The following is a 23,244-nucleotide window of genomic DNA, read 5'->3' on the forward strand; positions in this document are numbered from 1 at the left end:
TCGGCAAGCAGGCTTGCCCATCCGTTTTCCCCATAAAATCCCCATCATGGAAATCAAGAGACTGTTCATCCTTTCTTTGTCGGCCTTGTCCGTCATTGCCGGAGAGGCCCAGGTGACCCTCACCGTGAGGCACAAGGCCCGTGCCCGAATCGTCTTGGCCGACACCACGCAGGCCACTCGCCAGGCCGCCCGCCTGCTCAACACCTTCATCCACCGCATGGGCAACGACCGTCTGCCCGTGGTTGGCCCCTCGCGGGCGCGACATGGCGACGTCTTTCTGGGCGGACACACCGACAAAGCCGGTGAAGACGGCTTTGAAATCACCTGCGACACCCGCGCGTTGCGCATCAGGAGCGGCGGCGACAAGGGCGTCGTGCTGGGTGTGGCCCACCTGTTGCGGCGGCATTTCGACTGCGACTATTTCACGCAGAACGCCTGGCGTGCGCCCCAGAAGGCCACGATGGTCGTGCCGAGGATTGCCGGATGGACGGAGACGCCGGCCTTCCGCTACCGGCAGACGCAGAGCTACGGCAACGCCGACGAGTTGTATCGCCTTTAGTTCGGGCTGGAAGAGCCGCGCCAGATGTTTGTCGGCGGCCTGTGGGTGCACACCTTCAACCGCATTCTGCCCGCGGCGGTCTACGGCAAGCGCCATCCCGAGTGGTATTCGCTCATCAACGGCGAGCGCAGACCGGGCGAACACAGCCAGTGGTGCCTGACCAACGAAGCGCTGTTCCAGCAAGTCTGCCACCAGCTCGACTCCATCTTCGCCGCCAATCCCGGGCTGAAGATGATTTCAATCAGCCAGAACGACGGCAACAACACCAACTGCCATTGCGACAAATGCGCGGCCGTCGACGCCGAAGAGGGTGCCGTGTCGGGCAATTACATCCGCTTCCTGAACAAACTGGCCAAGCGTTATCCCGACAAGGAGTTCTCTACGCTGGCCTATCTGTTCACCATGATGCCGCCCAGACACGTGAAACCGCTGCCCAATGTCAACATCATGCTGTGCGACATAGACTGCAAACGCGAGGTGCCGCTGACCGACAACGAGAGCGGTCGTCAGTTCATGACGGCGTTGGAAGGCTGGAGTCGCATCTCCGACAACCTCTTTATATGGGACTACGGAATCAATTTCGACAACGTGGTGGCCCCTTTTCCCAACCTGCACATCCTACAGAAGAACATCCAACTCTTCAAGAAGCACCACGCCAACATGCTCTTTGAGCAGGTGAACGGCACGAAGGGCACCGACTTCGCGGAGCTTCGGGCCTACATGATAGCCCATCTGATGTGGAATCCGGACCTCGACGCGGACAGCCTGATGGCGCGTTTCATGACCGGTTACTATGGCGCGGCGGGCAAACATCTCCATGATTACCTGAAGATGATGCAGGGGGCACTTCTCGCTTCGGGCACCCCGCTGTGGATTTACGACTCTCCGATCACGCATAAGGACGGCATGCTCAACGCCACCCTGCGCAAAGCCTACGACAAATGCTTCGACAAGGCCGAGCAAGCCGTGCGCCATGACCGGCCCAGACTCGACCGGGTGCGCGTCAGCAGGCTGCCCTTGCAGTACGCCACCTTGGAGATAGCCCGCACGGAGCCCATGACCGACGTGGCGGGAGTGAGGAAATTGCTGGAGACGTTCCGTCGGCGTTGTGCCGAATATGAGATTCCGACGCTCAACGAGCGCAACAACCGGCCGGCGGAGTATTGTGCCTTGTATGAGCAACGCTTCCTCCCTGCGGGCGACGACGGCAATCTGGCCAAGCACGCGGCCGTCACCTACCGCCTGCCGCCTGCCGAACGCTACCGTCACATCGCCGCGAAGGCGTTGACAGACGGCCTCTACGGCGGCACTAGTTATGTGGAAGGATGGGTCGGTTGGGAAGGAAAAGACGCCGAGTTGACCCTCGACCTGGGGCGCGAGACGGCCCTGCAGACCATCACCAGCGACTATCTGCACCAGTTGGGGGCCTGGGTCTTGCTGCCCAAAAGCGTGGAATATGAAGTTTCTAAGGATGGAAAAGCCTTCAAGGCGTTCGGCAAACCAATCGTCTTCGGCGAAGACCGAGACCCTAAAATCAAGTTCGTCGACGCCACGGCGACCGAGGATGAGCCTGTGAAAGCCCGCTACATCAAGGTGCGTATCACCACTTTGGGCATGTGCCCGTCGTGGCATTACGGCGTGGGCTACCCCGCCTGGTTCTTCATCGATGAAGTGAAGGCCTACGCCCATCCGCCCCGGCGGTAGGGCGGAAGGGCCGTTTGCTCAATAGCAGCTGCGTTGCAGGATGCGCGCGGCTTCGTCCTTGTCGCTGCTGAACCTGAAAACCTGATAGATGGTGTAGCCGTTTTGCGGGTCGACGATGCGCGGAGCCATCATCCTGAGGGCCTTCAGTTGCTTGTCGGAAAACGAAAACATGCCGATCAGCTTGGCGCATTGGGCGCACGTGAAGTAGCAACCCAGCGACGCCACCTCTATCAACGCCATCTTGTTGTCGTCGAAACTGGCGTTCCTCACGCGGTTGTAGACGATTGAAAAGTCACGTTCCGACAGCTGGTAGCCCCTGTCCGGATAGCCGGGATAGGTCCGTCCCATGCCGGGATAGCCGTCGTAGGGGGGCATGGGTATGGGGAAGAACTGGCGGTCGGGGTCTTTGCCCGGGTTCAGTTCGATGTCCTGATAGCTCACCACCCTGCCGTTGTTGTTGAAAATGACGATGATGCGATGGTCGTAGTTCAGTATTTTCTCTTTCAAATACTCCCATTGCTCGCCATACTGGTTGAAACTTGTGCTCTGCGGCCGGCCCAAAATGGCGATGACTTCCTGCTTGGTCATGCCCCGTTCCACGATTCGCTTGTCTGCCATCACGTTCGTGTTGAAAGCCATCAGCATGAGGATGAGCAGCAGCGTGAATTGCCATTGTGTTCTTTTCATAACGCTTTTATTTTGAGTTGATGTCGCAAAGATAGCGCGATTTCTCAACAATCGGAAGGGGAAAACCCTATGTCGGCAAGTAAATTCCCTAAAGACGAGTGGGTGCTTGCGGCCTTTCGGTGGGGCGAAGCGTATCTCCGATTGGGAAAAACGAGAATCGGAGGCCCCACGATTCGTGCGTGGAGCCTCCGATGGATATGGGTTGGTTGTTGACCGCTTGTTATTTCAAGTTGAACTTGTAGCCCACTGTCAGTTGGAAGACCTGATGTTTGGTCGTCTCATCGACTCCGCTGATGATCTTGGTGAGCCCCAGATTGTAGCGGGCGTCGACAACGACGTTGTTGATCTCGTAAGAAGCGCCTACCGGCATTGCCAAGTCGAAGCTGTTTACCTTTGCTTCGGTCAAGCCTCCTTCATGCAATGCCTTTTCAAGGTCTACTTCGGCGGAAACGCCTTTGCCTGTCACTTTGACTTTGTCGTTGACCAATATGCCGGGTTGCAGACCGAGTTTGACGGCGAATCCCTTTGCTACATAGACGTTGGCGAGGACGGGAATGTTGATGTAATCCATCTTGATGGTTCCTCCGATGCCTGATTCAGAACCCTTGATACCCTGTTGCGAGTAGAGCGCGCCTGCCGTCAACGCCACCATCGACGTGGCTTGGTATTCAAACTCGGCACCCGCGGCCAAGGCAAATCTGGCGTCTGCCCCCTCGGCGTTGCTCATGCTGGCAATGTTGAGCCCCAACTTGGGCTGAATGGTGATGGCGCCTACGTTGCGCTGTGCGAACGAACTGGCTGCCGCCATCAGCAGGCATGCCACGAAACATAGTTTTTTCATAATCAATTGGTTTAAGAATATAAATATGATAATGATTTTGCAAAGATAACAAAATGTTTTAATACTTTTGTAAAAGTACGATGTTTTTACATTTCAGTTTGTTGTTTTCCCTGCCGTGGCTGCCGTCTTTCGCCGCAAGGAGCCTTCTCTTTCAGCCTTGTGCCTTGTCCGTCTCTTTCTGAAAGCAGGCTGGTCGTTTTGCAACGGCAGCCCTTTCGGCCGCCAAAAGCAGCCCTTTTGCCTTGCAACGGCAGCCCTTTCAGCCGCTGAAAGGGCTGCGGTGGAAAGCGGGGGGATGGAAAGGTGTTTGCCACATCCCTGCAACAAGTCGTCCGCCGCCTTGCCATGACATGAAAAAATGCCGCTTCCGGAAGCTTCGGAAGCGGCATTTTCCCATGTCTGCCACAAGCCTTACTTGCGCCAGAGCTTGCTCATGTCTTCGAGCGTCTTGCCCTTGGTCTCGGGCACGAGCCGCCAGACAAAGAGGGCGGAGACCACGCAGACGAGCCCATAGAGGCCGTAGGTGAACCAATGGCCGAAGTCGTCGCCCGGCGTAAGGTGCATGTTGAACAGCGGAACGAACGTCGAACTGACGATGAAATTGAAGATCCATTGGAACGCCACGGCAATGGCGACGGCCGCGCCGCGTATCGTGTTGGGGAATATCTCGGCGATATAGACCCAGCAGATGGGGCCCCAGCTGAACATGAAGCAGGCGCTGTAGACCATGATGCTGACCATGGTGACCGCTTCCAGCGAGGGATTGCCGAACGTGAGGGCCACACCGAAGGCCCCGAGGGCCATGCCCACCGAACCGCTGATGAGCAGCGGCTTGCGGCCGAGCCGCTCTACCGTGAAGACGGCCACCAAAGTGAACGTGATGTTGATGACGCCCATGATGACGGTCTGCACCATCGGGTTGCTCATGCCCATGTCCTGGAAGATGCGGGGCGCGTAGTAGAGGACGGCGTTGATACCGATGGCCTGCTGGAACACCGACAGCATGATTCCCACGAAGATGCACATGAAGCCGTAGGAGAACAGTTTCTCGGTCTTGACGCTTATCGTGTTCTTGATGTCGTTGAGGATGTTGCGGGCCGTCTCGGCGCCGTTGATGCGCGAAAGGATGTGGAGCGCCTTGTCGTCGCGGCCCGTCATGACGAGATAACGCGGCGTCTCGGGCACGAAACAGATGAGGATGGTGAACAATCCGGCCGGGATGCACTCCGAACCGAACATGTAGCGCCAGCCCGTGGCGATGGTCCAAGGGTCGCTGCCGGGCACGACGCGGCTGAAACCTTCGCCTATCGACTCGATCACGGGGTTGGTGTGGCTGCCCAGGATGATGAAGTTGACGAAATAGACGACCAGCTGGCCGAAGATGATGGCAAACTGGTTCCAGCTGACCAGCATGCCCCGGATGTTGCTCGGGGCCACTTCGCCGATGTACATCGGGCAGATGGCCGACGCCATTCCTACGCCAATGCCGCCCAGGATGCGGTAGATGTTGAAGACGACGAGCAGCGTCAGCGTCGGTTTTCCTTCGGGAAGGACGTAGGATTCGGGCACCATGGAGCCCCAGGCGGACAGGAAGAAGCAGACGCCGGCGAAGACGAGGGCGCGCTTCCGGCCCAGCCGTCCGGCCAGAAGGCCCGACAGCGAACTGCCGACGATGCAGCCGATGAGCGCGCTCGACGACGTGAAGCCGTGCATGAAGTCGGTGTAGCGGAAGTCGGAAGCGTTGAGAAAGAAGGCTTGCAAGCCTTTCTCGGCCCCGGAAATGACGGCCGTGTCGTAGCCGAAGAGCAAGCCGCCCAGGACGGCGACGAGCACAATGGAGAATAGATAGGCCTTGGAGCCCGTTTGATTTTGTTCCATTTGTTATATTAGATTTGTATTCTGATTCGCTTGTTTAGGTTATAAATCTACGCTAATGGTTGATGATAAGTTTGTTATTGGCACAAAATTACGAAAGAATATCTTAACGGACAAGCGGAAAACGCAAAATATCCGCCGATGGAAGGCCTTTTGGCAGTTTTTTTTAGTAAATTTGCAACGATATTGTAGCAGTATTATAAAATATGTGTATCGCAGAAACATTGAACCGATCCGCCGCCGGGTGCCGCTTCGCCTTCGAAGTGTCGCCGCCCTTCAAGGCCTCAGGTGGGTCGGGACGGTTTGATGCGGCTCGTTCATTTGCGGCGTCGGCAGCCCGTGTCGATGACCCTTCAACCCAATGTTTGTTCTGATGAAGTTCGGTGAAGTCATAGGTCAGGAAGCGACAAAGCGCCGTTTGTGCCGGATGGTGGCCGAGAATCGGCTGCCCCATGCCATGATGTTGTGCGGCCCCGTGGGCTGCGGCAAGATGGCGTTGGCGCTGGCTTTCGCCTCCCATCTCTTGGGACAGCGCGACGAGGAAGGCCGTTCCGTGCTGGCCGACGAGCTCCAAATACGCAACTCGGAGGCCATGCTCGGCCGTTGGGAGCACCCCGACCTGCACTTCGCCTACCCCGTGATACGCCCTGCCGGCACGTCGGCCGAGCACAAGATGGTGAGCGACGACTTCGCCAAGGCATGGCGGGAGATGATTTCGGAGAGTGCTTATTTCTCGATGGACGAGTGGTTGGACAGGATGGACGCGGCCAATCAGCAGGCCATCATCGGCGCGGGGGAGAGCGATGAGTTGATTCGCAAGCTGAGCTTGAAGTCCTATCAGGGCGGTTACAAGGTGTGCGTGGTCTGGCTGCCCGAGCGAATGAACCAGGAATGTGCCAACAAACTGCTCAAACTCTTGGAGGAACCGCCCTTGCAGACGGTGTTCGTCATGGTGTGCGAGGAGCCCGACCGGATCATCGAAACCATCCGGAGCCGTGTGCAGCGCATCGATGTGCCGCGGTTGTCGGCGGAAGATATTCGGCAGGCGCTCGTCGAACGGCGCGGACTGGAGCCGGAGGACGCCCGCCGCACGGCCCGGTTGGCCGACGGCAACTGGCTGAAGGCGATGGAAACGCTGAATGCCGGCAATGAGAATCGCCAGTTCCTTGACTTGTTCATCATGCTGATGCGCTTGGCATACATGCGCAATATCAAAGACCTTAAGAAGTGGAGCGAGGCTGTCGCGGGCCATGGGCGGGAGAGACAGCGGCGCATGTTGTCCTACTTCATGGGCATGATACGCGAGAATTTCATGTACAACTTCCGGCAACCGGAGCTGAACTACATGACACAAGAGGAGGAACGGTTCTCCAAGAACTTCGCGCGCTTCATCAACGAGGCCAATGTGGTGGAGATGACGGAGCTTCTTGAGAAGGCCAGACGCGACATCGGACAGAACGCCAACGCCAAGATCGTGTTCTTCGACCTGGCCTTGCAGATGATCGTTCTGCTGATTCGCAAATGACGCGGACGTACAAATACAACTATATATAACCATGATGGCGGGTCGACGGGTGAACGGTTGTTCTGCGAACGACGTGCGCCGAGGTGCCGGCCGCCATCTGTCAGCTAAAAAAATATGGATTTTAAAGATATGAAATTTGAGATATTCAGGGGTTGTGACCGTGGGCTGAGCTGCAAGGGCTGCGGCCGGCAGGACCGACAGCTGAATACCTACGACTGGCTGGCCGACGTGCCGGGCAACACTCTCTCCACGGACTTGGTGGAAGTGCAGTTCAAGAATACGCGCAAAGGCTACTACCATAACGTCAATCACTTGGATTTGCACAAGGGAGACGTGGTCGCCGTGGAGGCCAATCCTGGCCATGACATCGGCGTTGTCACCCTGACGGGACAGTTGGTGAAGCTCCAGGTGAAGAAAGCCAACATCAAATCGCCCGATGACATTCGGCGAATCTACCGCATAGCGAAGCCCGTGGACATGGAGAAATACAAGGAAGCCAAGAGCCGCGAGCACGCGACGATGATTCAGAGCCGGCAGATCGCCAAGGACTTGGGCCTGCAAATGAAGATTGGCGACGTGGAATACCAGGGCGACTGCAACAAGGCCATCTTCTATTACATCGCCGACGAGCGCGTGGACTTCCGCCAACTCATCAAGGTTCTGGCCGAAGCGTTCCACGTGCGCATAGAGATGAAACAGATAGGTGCCCGTCAGGAGGCCGGCCGCATAGGCGGAACGGGGCCTTGCGGACGTGAGTTGTGCTGCGCGACGTGGATGAAGAACTTTGTCAGCGTGAGCACCAATGCGGCCCGTATACAAGACATTTCGCTCAATCCGCAGAAGTTGGCGGGCATGTGCGCCAAGCTGAAGTGCTGCATGAACTATGAGGTGGACTCCTACGTGGAGGCCAGTCGCCAAATGCCGAGCAAGGAAATTCAGCTGCAGACCATGGACAACGACTACTACTTCTTCAAGAGTGACATCCTGGCGGGGCTTGTAACCTATTCAACCGACAAGAATCTGGCCGCCAACCTGGAAACGATTTCGGCCAAACGGGCACGTGAAATCATCGAGATGAATCGTCGGGGAGAGAAGCCGCTCGGCCTTCAGGAGGACGGAACACCCCAGAAGGAGAACAAGCCGAAGGATGTATTGGAGGGCGATATCAGCCGTTTTGACAAGAACAAGAAGAAAAAGAAGGGGGCCAATGGCCGTCAGAATGGCAAGCCGAGAAGGCCCCATGCCGACAGGCCGCAGGGCGACAATGCGCCTGTGGCCGGGGGAGAGGCCGACAACAGAGCTGCCGGCAACCGGCGGCAGGAGCACCATGGACGGCGGGAGCAGCGGCCCAACGGCGAACAACGCCCGCAGCGGCAGCGAAACCGTGGCCCAAAGCCCGAATCGGAGGCGAAGGAGAAGACTGAATAAGGGTATGAAATCGAAGTCGGTTTTCGTGTCGTGGGCGCTTTTCATGGCGGGGGTGCTGTTGTCATGCACGGGCAACAAGGTGTATGACAGGTACGTACACACGCCCGTCAGTGGCTGGGAAAAGAACGATACGCTCGTTTTCAACCTGCAGCGCATGGCCGACTCGGGTGATTACACTTCGGAATTGGGGCTACGTGTGACGTCGGACTATCCTTTCATGGGGCTGACGCTTATCGTAGACCAGTGGGTTTATCCCGCAAGAAGACATTATGTCGACACGCTGAATTGCAAGTTGATGGACGCCAAAGGCAACAGCATGGGCGTGGGAATGAGCTATTATCAGTTCCGTTTTCCCATCAGGGAGTTGCCGTTGCACCGAGCCGACAGCGTGGTCGTGAAGATACGTCACGACATGAAGCGCGAGATATTGCCCGGAATCAGTGATGTCGGATATTTGTTAAGAAAGGAATAACGCCAGGTTGTTCCTTTCTTTTATTCTAATCTTGGCCAAACCCCATTGTCTTTGACGGGCGGAATGCCTTTTCTTCAGGTGCGGATGAGGTTGCGTCCCGCGTCTATTCTGAGGAAGATGAACAGCAACAGCGTGAAACCCCACAGCGATGAGCCGCCATAGCTGAAGAACGGCAGCGGAATGCCGATGACAGGTGTCAGCCCCAAGACCATCCCCACATTGATGAAGACGTGGAAGAGGAAGATGCTCAGCACGCAGTAGCCATATATCCGGCCGAACTTGAACGGTTGCCGCTCGGCCAAATGGATGAGGCGGAGTATCAGGAGGAGGAACAGAATCAGCACGCCGGCCGAGCCGAGGAAGCCTTCTTCCTCGCCCACGGTGCAGAAGATGAAGTCCGTGTCCTGCTCGGGCACGAACTTCAACTTGGTCTGTGTTCCGTTGAGAAAGCCCTTTCCTCGCAGTCCTCCCGAGCCGATGGCAATCTCGCTCTGGTGTACATTGTAGCCCGCGCCGGCCAGATCTTCGTCCAATCCCAGCAAGACATTGATGCGGACGCGCTGATGTGGTTCCATCACATGGTTGAGAACATAGTCGGCCGAGTAGAAAAACGCAATCGAACCGAGCGTGAACAACAGGATGTAAAGGTAGGAGGAAAGGCGTGACCGAAGCCATTGATAGCCCAGGTAGCCCATCAGCAGGCCGCTGAGAATGAGCTGAATCCACATGATGTCGAAAGGAATGACATAGATGGAGAACAGCAGGAAGACGGCCGTGACGCCCAGACAGGCGCCCAAGATGAGTCTGGTTTGCTTCCTGTTGCCGCAATATACATGCACCATCACGCCCGAAAAGACCTGCACGAGCAGCAGTACGACAAACTTGCCGATGGACGTCGGCGTGTCGAGCAGCATGACTTCTTCGAACCGTATGCCCACGACGAAGTAGATGACCATGGCCACCCCCGTGAACAAGACGCTTCCCGGCATTCCCTCGCGGTAGAACATGAGGAAGAACGACAGGTAGACCAAGGCCGAACCGGTTTCTTTCTGCGCCACGATGAACAGCATGGGCAGGACGACGATGGCCACCGCGGCCGCAAAATGCTTCCAACGATGGATGTTGAAGCCGTAGGTGCTCATGAATTTGGCCACCGCCAATGCCGTGGCGAACTTGGCAAATTCGGCAGGTTGCAGGCGGAGCGGGCCCAAGACGAGCCACGACCGCGAGCCTTTTATCTCATGGGGATTGAATATAGTGAGGAAAAGCAGCAGAAGAAGGGCCGCATAAATGACGTAGGCGAACGTGTCATAGAAGCGGTCATCCATCATCAGGAGGACGAAACCGAGGCATATCGACGTGCCGATCCATAAGATTTGCATGCCCGAACGGGTGGAGAAACTGAAGATGTCGGTGTCTCCATACGTGTAGCTGGCGCCGCAGACACTGATCCATCCGAACGCCAACAGCGCCAGATAGAGCCCTATCGTCCACCAGTCGAGTGAGCGAAGGATGCTGGGATGTTTATCGGTTGTGCGAGCCATAGGCTATTCTTCTGTGTTGCAAGGCCTCGGCTTCCTTGGCAGCCGCAGGCGATAGTTTACCTTTCATATACTGTTCAAAGAGTACGCCGGCTATCGGTACGGCGAAGTCGGCGCCGAATCCGCCGTTCTCCACGTAGACGGCGATGGCAATCTTGGGGCTTTCCATCGGCGCGAAGCCCATGAAGACGGAGTGGTCCTGGCCCCGGTTCTGCGCCGTTCCGGTCTTTCCGCATACGGGGAAGTCGAGATGGCCGAGGTGTTTGCAGGTTCCTTTCAGCACGGACGACCGCATTCCGGCCACGATGTAGTCGTAGGCGCGGCGGTTGGCCTTGGTGTAGCGCCGGTGGGTGAAGGCCGTGTCGAGCGGTTCGGCCTGCACTTTTCTCACCACATGCGGCACGTAGTAGTAGCCGCGGTTGGCTATCGTCGCGCCGAGGTTGGCTATTTGCAGCGGCGTGAGGTTGACTTCGCCCTGTCCGATGGAGATACTGATGACCGTAAGGCCGTTCCACGACCCCTTGTAAGCCTTGTCGTAGAACTGCGCGTTGGGTATGAGCCCCCGCTTTTCGCCAGGGAGATCAATGCCAAGTCTGTACCCGAAGCCCATGCTGACCATGTAGTCGCGCCACGTATCCATGGCGATGTCGACGTTGGAATACTTCCTTCGGTTGCCCATCATGTAGTAAAGCCCCCAGCAGAAGTAGGCGTTGCACGACGTGCTGATGGCCTCCACGAGGTTGAGTGGCGACACATGGCCGTGGCAGCCCACGTGGAGTCCGCGGTAGTAGAAGCCGTGGTGGCATTGAAACATGGTGTGCGGCGTGATGATTCCTTCGCTGAGATAGGTCAGTCCCTGCGTGGTCTTGAAGGTGGAGCCTGGCGGATACTGGCCCATGATACTGCGGTTGAGCAGCGGTTTCCAAACGTTTCGGGCCAGATACTTGTGCATTTTGCCGCGTTTGCGGCCCACCAGCCTGCGTGGGTCATAGGTTGGGGACGACACCATGCACAGGACTTCGCCCGTGGAAGGCTCTATCGCCACGATGCTTCCTATCTTTCCTTCGAGCAATCGCTCGCCGAGTGCCTGAAGCTTGATGTCGAGACTCAGCGTAAGGTCTTTGCCGGCAACGGGGCGTTTGTCGTAGCGGCCGTTCTGATATTTGCCCTGAATGCGTCCGTGGGCGTCGCGCAGAAGCACACGGACGCCCTTCTCGCCGCGCAACGCCTTCTCGTAATACCGCTCGACGCCCAGCTTTCCGATGTAGTCGCCGGGCTGGTAGTACTCGTCTTCCTCGATGTCGGCGGGCGAAACCTCGCCAACGTCGCCCAGAACGTGCGCCGCAAAGGGGTACATGTATTGTCGTATGCTGCGCTTCTGCACATAGAATCCGGGAAAGCGGAATATCTTTTCCTGAAACACGCTCGACTCCTTGTCCGACAGTTGGTTCATGAACAACTGCTGCGTGAACCGCGAATAGCCCGGGTTGAGGCTTCTGTCCTTGATGGTCTCCATCCGCTTGACGAAGAATTCCTTCGTGATTCCCAGCGCCTGGCAAAATTCGGTGGTGTCGATGCGGTCCTTCGCCTCGTTCATCACCACCATGACGTCGTAAGCCGGCTGGTTGTAGACCAGCAGTTCGCCGTTCCTATCGTTGATGACACCGCGCGAAGGATATTCTATTTTCTTCAAGAAGGCGTTGCTGTCGGCATTCTTCTTGTAGTCGTCGCTCAGGAGTTGCAGCGTGAAAAGCCGGATCATATAGACGATTACGATTGTAAACGCTATGCCACCGATGATGAATCGCCTGTTTTCGAGCTTGTAGTCTTTCATCTCTTACGCATGTTCTCAAGCACCAGGATGAGGACTGACGTGAAGGCGGTCGAACCGCCGACGCATTCGAGCCACTTGATCCAATTGAAGAAGTTGAACGTTTCGAGCGTGAAGAAGCAGAGGCAAAAGATGAAAACGACCAAAACGGTGAAGAAAATGAACTTGTTTACGCCCAGCGTCTTCATGCTCGGCTCCAGGTCTTCTGCGCTGTCGCGGGGCACAAAGACCTCCAGCAGCGGCGGTTGGATGAGCCCGATGAGCGTGAGCGAGCCCATGGCGACCCCCGGCGTGTTGGAGAACAGGTCGATGACGGCACCCAATGCGAAGCTGACGAGCAAGGTGGCCCAGCGTGGGAAGTTCCTTCTGGTCTGCAGGACGAAGGCCACGTAGGGCAGGGGAGTGGCGTAGCCGAAGAGATGGATGTGGTTGAGAATCAGCACTTGCACGAGGATCAGAAGTACAAATAGCAGGATTCGTCTTGTGGCGGTAGTGTTCATTGTTATTCCTCCCTTTCCTTGATGGAGTCGTTTGCGGCCTGCATGATTTGGATTCGTTCAGCCATCGCCGTGTTGTCGATGACGCAGACATCGCGCAAATTGGCGAAATCGGTCGACAACTTTACGTTCAGACGGTAGGAAAGGCCGTCGCTTGAGTTGTAGACATGCAGTATCTTTCCGACAAGAATGCCCGGTGGAAAGACCGAAGAGTAGCCGCTTGTGACGACCAGGTCATAGAGTTTGAAATGCGCGTGGCGTGGAATGTCGTCCACATAGGCCAGGTTTGTGGCCCCGCCCGTCCAGTGGAGATAGCCGAAATAGCCGCGTCCCTTGATGGTGCAGCTGATGTTCGACTGTGAATTCAGCACGGGAAGAAGGATGGAATAGTGGTCGGAGACCAGGTAGACGATACCCACGACGCCGTTGCCGCAGACGACTCCCATGTCTTTCTTCACGCCGTCCTTGGCCCCTTTGTCGATGGTGATGAAGTTGTCGCGCCTGTTTACGGTGTTGCTGACCACCTTGGCGGGAATCAGCCGGTAGTCGGCCAGCAGCTGCAACTGCCTGCTTTGCGGCATTGCGGCGGCGCCGTCGCGCTGTTGTATGGAGTCGGTGAGCAGGCGGACCTGCTGTTCCAGAAGAAGATTCCTTTGCGTCAGTGCCTCGTTCACCTTGGTCAGCGCGAAGAACTGCTCGACGCTTGCGCTCCACTCGAAGACTTTTCCCGAGACGGCGTTGGCCGATGTGAACCACACACTGCCCTGATAATTGTTAAACTGGAAGAGCAAGACGAAGCTTGCAACTTCCAGTATGATGAAAAGCAACCAGTGGTTGTACCTTGCCAAGAAATCCAGAAGATTCTTCATGAACGCTGTTTATCTCATCAAGAACGAGAAGCGGTCCACGTTCTTCAATGCAATGCCGGCACCTTTGGCCACACTGTGCAACGGGTCTTCGGCTATATGGAACGGAATGTTGATCTTATCGGTGAGTCGTTTGTCGAGTCCGCGGAGCAACGCGCCGCCCCCCGACAGGTAAATGCCATTCTTCACGATGTCGGCATACAGCTCGGGAGGCGTGTTCTCCAGTGCGCTGAGCACGGCATTCTCTATCTTTGCGACGGTCTTGTCAAGGCAGTGGGCAATCTCCTGATAGCAAACGGGCACCTCCATGGGCAGCGCCGTGATGCGGTTCGGGCCGTGGACGATGTAGTCTTCCGGAGCTTCCTCGCCCAGGTCGGTCAACGCCGAGCCCACATGAATCTTGATTCGCTCGGCCATACGCTCACTGACTTTCACGTTGTGCTGGCGACTCATGTATTCCTGGATGTCCGCCGTGAGGTCGTCGCCGGCTATTCGGATGGAGTTGTTGCTGACAATGCCGCCCAACGAGATGACGGCAATCTCCGTGCTGCCGCCTCCTATGTCGACAATCATGTTGCCCTCGGGGGCTTCCACGTCGATACCGATACCGATGGCGGCGGCCATCGGCTCGAAAATCAGGTAGACGTCGCGTCCCTCCGCATGCTCCGCGCTGTCGCGGACGGCACGCAGTTCAACCTCGGTGCTGCCCGACGGCACGCCGATCACCATCCTCAATGACGGCGAATAGATGCGGCTGCCCGTGTGAACCATCTTGATGAGGCCGCGCATCATCTGCTCGCAGGCGGTGAAGTCGGCGATGACGCCGTCGCGCAGGGGGCGGATGGTGCGGATGTTGTCGTGTGTTTTCTCATACATCATCTTGGCCTTCTGGCCCACCGCAATCATCTTGTCGGTGCGGCGGTCGAGGGCGACGACGGACGGCTCGTCCACCACAATCTTGTCGTCGCTGATGATGATGGTGTTGGCCGTGCCGAGATCCATTGCAATCTCTTGTATAAACGAAAAAAATCCCATTTGATATGTTTGTTTTATACGATTCTAATGTGGGAAAAGGGTTGCTTTCATTTGGCAAACCAGTTGTGGATGGCCGTGTCGTAACGGCTGCTGACGCCGAAAGCCCGCTCGGCGAAGCGCTTGCGGTCTTCCAAGTCGGTGCAGGCGCCCTTCTTGTCGAGGATGTCTTGCAGCATTTCGTATTCAGCTTTGCTGGGAACGATGACCACGTCATTGAAGTTTTTGGCGCCGGCGCGTATGAGAGAGATGCCTCCGATGTCGATTTTCTCGATGATGTCGGCCTCCGATGCGCCGTCGGCCACGGTCTGTTCAAACGGATAGAGGTCGACGATGACGAGGTCGATGGCCGGAATCTCGTATTGTTTCATTTGCTCTTGGTCGCCCGCATGGTCGCGGCGAGCCAGTATTCCGCCGAAGACCTTGGGGTGCAGGGTTTTCACCCGGCCGCCGAGAATGGAGGGATAGGTGGTCACGTCTTCCACTTTTTGGCATTCATAGCCCAGTGATTCGATGAATTGCCGGGTGCCCCCGGTGCTTAGGAATTTGACACCTTCTTGATTGAGTCTGGCCAGTAATCTGTCCAAACCATCTTTGTGAAAGACCGAGATGAGCGCGGTCTTTATCTGTTTTGTGGCAGCCATGTTCTATACCATTGTATGTTAAGACTGCAAAAATACGAAAAATAGCGTAATATGCCTGTCTATTTACGTTTTTTAAGATAGTGTCCGGTGGCTTGATTCGCCCACCGTTGCAGGCCCGTTTGCCTGTCGTGGGCGGTTTTCAGGGTGCGGTGGAGCTGCAGGCGAACGGCGGTTCGCGTGCGTTAGTTCAAGGAATAGATTTATAAAGGATTCCCTTGCTTTTGCAATAGCTGCCTTTTTACAACGCAAAAGGACTGCCGTTGGCGGCTGAAAGGGCAGCTTTGGCAAGCTGAAAGGGCAGCTTTGGTAAGCCGAAAGGGCGGCTTTCGCAAGGCGGTGTCAGCCCAGGTATTTCATCAGGATGCGGGCGTAGCCGCTGTCGCGCAGCTTGGCTATGCTCTTCTCGCGAATCTGGCGCACACGTTCGCGGGTGAGTCCCAGCTGGTCGCCTATCTCTTCGAGTCCCTTTTCGTGGCAACCGATGCCGAAGCACTCGCGGATGATGGTGATTTCGCGGTCCTTCAGCACTTTCTTCAGCACGCTTTCCAGTTCCAAGGCCATGGATTCGTGGTCCACCTGCTTGTCTGTCCGCGTGTCGTCGCCCGAGGCCATGATGTCCACCATGCTATTGTCTTCGCCGTCCTGGAACGGCGCGTCAATGCTCACATGGTGGCTGTCGGCCATCAAACTCTGGTCTATCTTCTCCTCTTCGATCTTCGTTACGTTGGAAAGTTCGGTCAGTGAGGGCTTGCGTTGATACTCTTGTTCAAACTTGTTGATTTCCCGATTGATCTTGTTGAGTGAGCCAACTTGGTTCAGCGGCAGCCTGACGATGCGGCTCTGCTCGGCGATGGCCTGCAGAATGCTTTGCCGAATCCACCAGACGGCATACGAGATGAATTTGAATCCACGAGTTTCGTCAAACTTCTCCGCAGCTTTCACCAGCCCGATGTTTCCTTCGTCGATGAGGTCGGTGAGCGAAAGGCCCTGGTGTTGGTATTGTTTGGCGACCGAAACCACGAATCTCAAGTTGGCGGTCACGAGCTTTTCCTTGGCCCGTTCGCCCTCTCGGCCGCCTTTCTTGATCTTCTGTGCCAGTTCGATCTCTTCGTCGATGGAAATCAATGGGGCACGTCCGATCTCGACAAGGTACTTGTCCAAAGCCTCGCTGGAGCGGTTTGTAATACTCTTCTGAATCTTTAGTTGTCTCATTCTTTTTACCTGTTTCTTTTTATTTTCCTAAGTTCATCGTCCTGAAAACTTGCTGCTGACCTTGGAAAAGATAAGATGCTATACGTATATACCTTTTTATAAAGGCGTGCAAAGGTAACAATTAACCCTATACGTGTCAAGTGGTTTTAATGAATATTTGGCGAATGTCCATTAAATTACGTAACTTTAACATGTATGGGGCTGCTATTTTCTGATTTTATGGCCGTTCCGGATGTAAATGCCTGTGGGCAGAAGGTCGAGCGAAGTGCCGACATACTGTCCTTGCAGGTTGTAAATCTTGGTTGTCGACGCAGGCTTGTTGCGTTTCATTCCGATACGCGGCACAGGCGTCGGGCTTTTCTTCTTCATGACAAGAACGTCGTCGATGAAGAATCGTTTGCTGCCGTAGAAAGCCAGTTTGTGGGTTCCATGGGCCGTGAAAGGAATCGTGTAGGTGGTGAAATGGTCGCTGCTGATGTCCTTGGCGGTATGGATGGGCTGGGAGTCGAGCCGGATGTCGAGCGTGTTGCCGTCCTTTTTCCAGACGGCCAGCTTGACGGAGAGCATATAGTCGCCGTCAAACGCGATGGCGGGCGATATGAGATGGCCCGCGACGGTGGAGGTTCCCAATTTCATACAGCCTTTTCCGGCTCCGCCATGGTTGTATGTCCAACCGGAGTGGTCGGTGTAAATCTTGCTGCTGGCTATCCTTCCACTGAATTTTCCGTCGTTGCCGCCTGTGCCGTTACAGTCTTTGAACGACTCATAGAAGAGTGTGTCATTCTCTTCGAGGGGCTTGACCTGGTTGGCGCTGACGCAGAATGAGATGTTGCCGTCGGCCTGTTGCACGATTTGGGTGATGTTGCTCAGCATGAACCGTGTGCCGTCGGTGTTGTTATTGTAGAGCTTTGCCGCCGGAACGGTCTCCCTCGTCAGGCTGTTTTTGTCGCCATAGGGGAAGAGATTGTGGGTGTCTCTCCCCGTCGATTTGAACGAGTAGCTCGGCTCCCGGCCGTTGGCTGTGATGAGCGTACACCGTGGATGTCCGCTTTCTGTGTTGACTTGGTTGTATATCCATGCAGTTTTGTCATAATCGACATGGGTGACCATCAGGCCCCTGTCGGGCAAGTCGGCGTCCCATCCTTGCTGTTGGCGGTTCTCCAGCAGGTAGAATTCGTCTTTGTGGGCGTCGTTGTACAGGATGTAGGTTTCGCCGTTTTGGCTTATGGGCTGCTGGTTTTCTATGATGGTGTCGCCCTGCAGGACGATGGGAGCTTGCCAACCGCAGAGCCATTTCTCGTAGGCAGTGTAGCCCGAAGGCGTGTGACCTCCGCCACCGAAGCAGCCGTTGCTCATCACCGACCATGATCCCATGTCGGACACGCCAGTGTTGGAGGTGTCATAGAAGTCGGGCAGTCCCAGACAATGGCTGAACTCATGGCAGATGGTGCCGATTCCGCAGAGTTTGTCTCGACCGTCCAGCTCGGGTCCGCAGGCATAGGTGTTGATGAAAACATCGCCGATGGCCAATCTTCGTCCGTAATCGGAACTCTGCAAGTTCCATTCGTGGGGCCAGATGGTTTCCTGTTCGCCGCCGTCGGCTTCACCCTTGCCGGGATAGAGGACATAGACTTGGTCCACTTCGCCGTCTCCGTCCCAGTCGTAGTCCTTGTAATTCACGTCACCTGCGGCCAGTCGGCACGCTTCCGCAACCATTTCGCCCGGTCGTCGGTCGGCGTCTTCCCCGTCGATATTGGCATTGCCGCCGTAGTAAGCACGCTCGTGGCCCAGTTCGTAGGTGCCTTTCACGTCGAAACTGAGGTCGAAACGGCCGTTGCTCTGTGCCATAAAGTAGTCGTGGACGCTGCCTTTTATGGCTCCTTTCTGATAGTTTTCCTCATTGACCAACTTGTCAAACGTCTCCCGCGTATGGGCTTCTTTAAATTTGACATCCTTGAAGTTGACCAGCAGGATGACTCCTTTCTTCTTGCCTTCGTAGGCCGGCGCGCGGCGGTTGCCCCTCAACCGCTTCATCCTTTGCCTGGCCCTGTCGTATGCCCGCGTGGCGAGACGGCGTTCGGTGCTGGGATTCAACAGGGTGAAATAGGTCCCATTACCTATATATTTGTTACCGGATTCATCTATATAATAATGTAGAAATTCGTCTCCCACAAGCTTGGCACGAACGGTTTTGCCGTCTTGCAGCGTGATGGTTCGCCATTGGTTGTCCTTGGCCGGTATGGCGAAGAGGGTCTCGACGATGAGCAATAGAAAGATGGTGGCAATGGTTTTACGCATGGATAAATGGCTAAGTGTGCTGCAAATATACAACAATTATTTTGCTTTTCTATCCAATTGCTTTAACTTTGCAATCAAACTTGTAAATAATTATTATGGAAAAACAGGAAAAAGAATCAATCCAATTGCCGGAAAATGCCTTTCGGGAGTTGAAGAGTGGTGAGGAGTATGAACCCATCATGTCGCCTCAGCAGGTTTATCCGGAGGTAAACTTCTGGTCAGTATCGTGGGGAATCGTCATGGCCGTGTTGTTTTCTGCGGCCGCGGCCTACCTTGGTTTGAAGGTGGGACAGGTCTTTGAGGCCGCCATCCCTATCGCCATTATCGCCGTTGGCGCGTCTACGGCCGCCAAACGCTCTAAGGCTTTAGGCGAGAATGTTATCATCCAGAGTATCGGTGCCTGCTCTGGAGCCGTGGTGGCCGGTGCTATTTTCACGCTTCCCGCTATCTATATTCTGCAGGCAAAGTACCCCGACATGACGGCTTCGTTCTTTAAAATATTTCTCAGTTCGGCCCTTGGTGGTATCATTGGCATTCTTTTCTTGATTCCATTCCGCAAGTATTTCGTCAGCGACATGCACGGCAAATATCCTTTCCCCGAAGCAACGGCCACGACACAGGTGCTCGTTTCGGGCGCTAAAGGTGGCAATCAAGCCAAGCCTTTGCTCATTTCCGGACTCGTAGGTGGCCTTTACGACTTCATCGTAGCAACCTTCGGGTGGTGGAATGAGAACTTTACGACCCGCGTGGTGGGCTTCGGACAGCAGTTGGCCGACCATGCCAAGCTGGTGTTCAAGGTCAATACGGGTGCCGCCGTGTTGGGCTTGGGCTATATCATAGGTTTGAAATACGCCTTCATTATCTGCATGGGCTCGGTTGCCGTGTGGTGGCTTATTGTGCCCGGTATGGCCTTACTCTTTCCCGATACCGTCCTTAATATCGGTGGAACGACCGTGACGACGGCTGTCGGTGCTATGACGCCCGAACAGATTTTTGCTACTTACGGCAAGAGTATCGGCATTGGAGGCATTGCCATGGCCGGTATTATCGGTATCATCAAGAGCTGGGGCATTATCCGAAGTGCCGTCGGACTGGCCGCAAAGGAAATGGGGGGCAAGAGTATAGACAGCGTTGACGTGGCCCGCACGCAGCGCGACATTTCGTTTAAGATTATAGCCATCGGTTCGTTAGTAGCCATTGCCGTTACATTCGTATTCTTCTGGCTCGGCGTGATGCACAACCTGCTTTATGCCATCGTAGCTATTCTGTTGGTAGCAATCATCGCTTTCCTCTTTACGACCGTTGCCGCCAACGCCATAGCTATCGTAGGAAGCAATCCTGTGTCGGGTATGACGCTAATGACACTTATCTTGGCCAGCGTCGTTATGGTAGCCGTAGGACTCAATGGGGCCGGTGGCATGGTGGCCGCGCTGATTATGGGCGGCGTTGTTTGTACTGCATTGAGTATGGCCGGCAGTTTTGTTACAGACCTGAAGATAGGCTACTGGCTTGGCACTACGCCCAAAAAGCAAGAGACATGGAAGTTTTTGGGCACGCTGGTTAGTGCCGCTACGGTGGGTGGCGTGATGATGTTGCTCAACGACACCTACGGTTTCGACCCCAACCAGACCGGCCATCTCGTGGCCCCGCAGGCCAACGCCATGGCTGCCGTCATCGAACCGATGATGAACGGGGCCGGCGCGCCCTGGGTGCTGTATGGCATTGGCGCGCTCATCGCCATCGTCTTGACGTTCTGCAAGATACCCGCGCTGGCCTTCGCCTTGGGCATGTTCATCCCGTTGCAGCTCAACGTGCCCATCCTCGTGGGCGGAGCACTCAACTGGTTTGTGACGACACGCAGCAAGAACGAGGCCTTGAACCTGGCCCGTGGCGAGCGGGGAACCCTCATCGCCAGTGGTTTCATCGCCGGCGGAGCACTCATGGGCGTGGTCAGCGCACTGCTGCGCTTCGGCGGTTTCAACCCCGTCAGCGAGCATTGGCTGGCCAACCCGTTGTCGGAAATATGCTCGCTCGTCGCCTACATCTGCCTCATCCTCTTCTTCATCCGGCAGACTAAGAAGGCCGAAGCGTAGCGGTCGGACGGCAGTCCTTGGCAAACAAAAATCCCTCCATGGCCCAAAAGTCATGGAGGGACTATTTTTTAGTGAGTTGCTTTCCAATCAATCGGCACGCCTTTTCAGGCGATACCCTTGGTGGCGAGAAAGGCTTCACCGTATAAAGTCATTGCTTTTACGTAGGAAGCGGCAAACTTTCTCAGTCCATTCTTTACATTTTGTGTCAATCTTTCCATTTTCTCAATCTCCTATCGGCACTGCTTTGCAGCGCCCATTAATTGTTATCCTAAGCACAGACCCACTCTTCGGGTCTGATTATCCTGACGGTCTCTCTCGAAACCGAGGGCAAAGTTAGGCGGAAGAAAACGGATGTTCAAAACCCAAACGGACGATATTTGTGAAAGATGGGCATTTCTTGACGGATGTCAAGTGCTTTCAAATCGGAAGCTTCGCCTGTCGTTGCAAGCGCGTCCGGCAGCGGGGTGGGCGTCTTCAGCCCTCATTGACACAGGTGGCTGACCAGAATCTTGACGCCGATGGCCACGAGAATGACGCCGCCGATGAGCTCCGGCCTGATGCAACGGCAGATGCGGTTGCCGAACCGTATGCCGAGCATGTTGCCCGTGAGGCCGAACAGCAGCGACACCAGCCCGATGATGGCCAGCGGGAGCATGAGGTCGGCGAGCGTGCGGTAGCCTGTGAAGGCGAAGGTTATGCCGATGGCGAGGGCGTCTATGCTCGTGGCGAGAGCCAGGATGAGCTGCGACTTGAGGCTCACGGGGTCGAAAGTCTTCGCTTCTTCGGGCAAAAACGAGTCGCGAATCATGCGCCCGCCCAGGAAGGCGAGCAGTCCGAAGGCTATCCAGTGGTCGTAGGCTTCGATGTAATGGCTGAAGCGCGTGGTGCCCAGCCAGCCCAACAGCGGCATGAACGCTTGGAAAAAGCCGAACAGGAGCGACATGCGGAGAATCGCGGGCCATTGCGGACGGCGCAGCATGACGCCGCTGATGATGGATACTGTGAAGCAGTCCATGGCCAGGGCGATGGCCAGCAGCGTCAGATCTATGAAGTGCATCATGTTGCAAAGGTAAGCTTTTGATTTGAAAAAAGCCCCTTATGAGCGTGCAAAAGCTATGCTTTTGGCGCATGAAAGGGGGCTTTTCACGCGGTCAAAGCATAGCTTTTGAATTGCAACCGGCCGACGGCTGTCGGGCGGCGTGCCGCTTCGGGCGGCTTCTGGTGCTGTATGTACCTGGCAGAAAGGGAGTTATGGCTTGGAGACGTAGCGGCGCAGGTCTTCAGGTATGCACACCTTGTCGCTGTGAATCTGCTCCAGGATGCGCAGTCCCTCTTCCGTTATGCGGAAATACCTGTATCGGTAGTCCAGGTCGCTGCCTTGTCTTTCTATGTACTGCCTCTTTTCGAGCGAGGCGATGACCTTCGACGTGTTGGATTTCGTCAGGTTCATCTTGTCGGCGATGTCCTTGGCCTGCATGGGTTTGGTGTCTTGAAGCAGGCAGAGCAGCATGCCTTCGTTGATGTTCAGGCCGAACTGCCTGTCCAGTTCGTGTTCAAACCTGACAATCGCTTTGTAGATGTCCCTGATTTGGCAGATGCAGCTGTTGTCCATAGCAACCTCCTTGTTTTAAAAGTTTATCGTTTGCAAAATTAGCGACTTCTCTTTGATAAACCAACTTCTGACGGGAAAAACGTCAGCGAAGCCGTTTCCGCATGCCGTCGCCCTGCTTTGCGGGCGGAGTCGTCGGTCGGGCGCGTTCCGTGGCACGGCGTCGGCTTGGAATGGGCAAGCCGGGGTGTGCCACGGCGCACGCCTGACGTCAGCTGAGTTCGGAGAACTTCTCCACGTCCATGACGAACGCGTGGACGGGGAAGTTGTCTTCTGTGGCTCGGTTGAGCGCGTTGACCTGGCGGACGACCTCTTCCGCGGCCTGTTCTTCGGCGAAACTGAAGAACACCAGCGAGTCGGTCTTGACACGCAGCAGGCGGGAGGAGAACCAATTCAGGTCGTCTGCCGTCTTGCGGTCCTTGTAGCCGGTGATGTCGGCCGTGCTGAAACGCTTCACGCCCGCGTCGTGGAGCAGTTTGATGACGCTTTCCCTGAAATCGACAAGGCTTAATACTACGATAAGTTTCATG

General features: G+C 55.7%; 20 protein-coding genes. 6 read left to right on the forward strand and 14 right to left on the reverse strand.

Annotated elements, in window-relative coordinates:
* The first annotated feature begins 46 nt into the window (after positions 1–46).
* Both K334_RS15240 and K334_RS13550 read left to right on the forward strand, forming a co-directional pair.
* Positions 47–559, forward strand: coding sequence for a hypothetical protein (locus K334_RS15240; RefSeq protein ID WP_238318943.1), 513 nt, complete (start codon positions 47–49; stop codon positions 557–559).
* A 24-nt stretch (positions 560–583) separates the two neighbouring features.
* Positions 584–2,263, forward strand: coding sequence for a glycoside hydrolase family 20 protein (locus tag K334_RS13550; protein WP_248623504.1), 1,680 nt, complete (start codon positions 584–586; stop codon positions 2,261–2,263).
* A gap of 18 nt (positions 2,264–2,281) precedes the next feature.
* Here K334_RS13550 and K334_RS0105545 read toward each other — a convergent pair whose 3' ends face one another.
* From K334_RS0105545 to xylE, 3 genes are all read right to left on the reverse strand, one after another.
* Positions 2,282–2,950: a DUF4476 domain-containing protein gene (locus K334_RS0105545; protein WP_025880504.1), complete on the reverse strand. Its 669-nt coding sequence runs from the start codon at positions 2,948–2,950 to the stop codon at positions 2,282–2,284.
* A gap of 220 nt (positions 2,951–3,170) precedes the next feature.
* Positions 3,171–3,791, reverse strand: a complete 621-nt coding sequence (locus K334_RS0105550) for a porin family protein (RefSeq protein ID WP_025880502.1) — start codon at positions 3,789–3,791, stop codon at positions 3,171–3,173.
* Between the two features lie 411 nt (positions 3,792–4,202).
* The gene (gene xylE, locus K334_RS0105555; protein WP_027444639.1) at positions 4,203–5,669 is read right to left on the reverse strand and encodes a D-xylose transporter XylE; all 1,467 of its coding nucleotides are present in this window, start codon (positions 5,667–5,669) and stop codon (positions 4,203–4,205) included.
* Between the two features lie 370 nt (positions 5,670–6,039).
* Here xylE and K334_RS0105560 point away from each other — a divergent pair, with 370 nt between their 5' ends.
* The 3 genes from K334_RS0105560 (at position 6,040) to K334_RS0105570 (ending at position 9,091) form a co-directional block, all read left to right on the forward strand.
* Positions 6,040–7,191 (forward strand): DNA polymerase III subunit, encoded by a 1,152-nt coding sequence (locus tag K334_RS0105560; RefSeq protein WP_027444640.1) that lies wholly within the window; start codon positions 6,040–6,042, stop codon positions 7,189–7,191.
* A 114-nt stretch (positions 7,192–7,305) separates the two neighbouring features.
* Positions 7,306–8,619, forward strand: coding sequence for a PSP1 domain-containing protein (locus tag K334_RS0105565; RefSeq protein ID WP_025880501.1), 1,314 nt, complete (start codon positions 7,306–7,308; stop codon positions 8,617–8,619).
* A gap of 4 nt (positions 8,620–8,623) precedes the next feature.
* Entirely contained in the window at positions 8,624–9,091 is a 468-nt protein-coding gene (locus K334_RS0105570; RefSeq protein WP_021589244.1) for a gliding motility lipoprotein GldH, read from the forward strand.
* 74 nt (positions 9,092–9,165) lie between these two features.
* Here the strand turns inward: K334_RS0105570 and rodA are convergent, their stop codons facing one another.
* The 8 genes from rodA to K334_RS0105610 form a co-directional block, all read right to left on the reverse strand.
* Complete coding sequence (rodA, locus tag K334_RS0105575) at positions 9,166–10,635, reverse strand: rod shape-determining protein RodA (RefSeq protein WP_025880499.1); 1,470 nt, start codon at positions 10,633–10,635, stop codon at positions 9,166–9,168.
* The gene (gene mrdA, locus K334_RS0105580; protein ID WP_027444641.1) at positions 10,616–12,466 is read right to left on the reverse strand and encodes a penicillin-binding protein 2; all 1,851 of its coding nucleotides are present in this window, start codon (positions 12,464–12,466) and stop codon (positions 10,616–10,618) included. The genes rodA and mrdA overlap by 20 nt, the downstream gene beginning before the upstream one ends.
* Positions 12,463–12,963: a rod shape-determining protein MreD gene (gene mreD, locus K334_RS0105585; RefSeq protein WP_025880498.1), complete on the reverse strand. Its 501-nt coding sequence runs from the start codon at positions 12,961–12,963 to the stop codon at positions 12,463–12,465. Before mreD ends, mrdA begins: the two co-directional genes overlap by 4 nt.
* Positions 12,964–12,965: 2 nt before the next feature.
* Entirely contained in the window at positions 12,966–13,829 is an 864-nt protein-coding gene (mreC, locus tag K334_RS0105590) for a rod shape-determining protein MreC (RefSeq protein WP_025880497.1), read from the reverse strand.
* Positions 13,830–13,838: 9 nt separating this feature from the next.
* Positions 13,839–14,861: a rod shape-determining protein gene (locus K334_RS0105595; protein ID WP_021589161.1), complete on the reverse strand. Its 1,023-nt coding sequence runs from the start codon at positions 14,859–14,861 to the stop codon at positions 13,839–13,841.
* A 47-nt stretch (positions 14,862–14,908) separates the two neighbouring features.
* Complete coding sequence (locus K334_RS0105600) at positions 14,909–15,502, reverse strand: MGS-like domain protein (protein ID WP_021588896.1); 594 nt, start codon at positions 15,500–15,502, stop codon at positions 14,909–14,911.
* A 339-nt stretch (positions 15,503–15,841) separates the two neighbouring features.
* A complete protein-coding gene (locus K334_RS0105605; protein WP_021588949.1) occupies positions 15,842–16,714 on the reverse strand; it encodes a sigma-70 family RNA polymerase sigma factor in 873 nt (290 codons plus the stop codon).
* A 204-nt stretch (positions 16,715–16,918) separates the two neighbouring features.
* Positions 16,919–19,012: a M6 family metalloprotease domain-containing protein gene (locus tag K334_RS0105610; protein WP_027444642.1), complete on the reverse strand. Its 2,094-nt coding sequence runs from the start codon at positions 19,010–19,012 to the stop codon at positions 16,919–16,921.
* Positions 19,013–19,107: 95 nt separating this feature from the next.
* Between K334_RS0105610 and K334_RS0105615 the strand changes: the two genes are divergently transcribed.
* Positions 19,108–21,105, forward strand: a complete 1,998-nt coding sequence (locus tag K334_RS0105615) for an OPT family oligopeptide transporter (RefSeq protein WP_027444643.1) — start codon at positions 19,108–19,110, stop codon at positions 21,103–21,105.
* Between the two features lie 481 nt (positions 21,106–21,586).
* Here the strand turns inward: K334_RS0105615 and K334_RS0105620 are convergent, their stop codons facing one another.
* The 3 genes from K334_RS0105620 to K334_RS0105630 form a co-directional block, all read right to left on the reverse strand.
* Positions 21,587–22,162: a manganese efflux pump MntP gene (locus tag K334_RS0105620; RefSeq protein ID WP_021588894.1), complete on the reverse strand. Its 576-nt coding sequence runs from the start codon at positions 22,160–22,162 to the stop codon at positions 21,587–21,589.
* Between the two features lie 192 nt (positions 22,163–22,354).
* Entirely contained in the window at positions 22,355–22,717 is a 363-nt protein-coding gene (locus tag K334_RS0105625; protein WP_021588927.1) for a MarR family winged helix-turn-helix transcriptional regulator, read from the reverse strand.
* Between the two features lie 208 nt (positions 22,718–22,925).
* On the reverse strand, positions 22,926–23,243 hold the full coding sequence (locus K334_RS0105630) for a hypothetical protein (protein ID WP_021589108.1): 318 nt from the start codon (positions 23,241–23,243) through the stop codon (positions 22,926–22,928).
* Position 23,244 lies beyond the last annotated feature (1 nt).

Origin of the sequence: Segatella baroniae DSM 16972 = JCM 13447, from assembly GCF_000426585.1 — a bacterium.
GTDB lineage: Bacteria > Bacteroidota > Bacteroidia > Bacteroidales > Bacteroidaceae > Prevotella > Prevotella baroniae.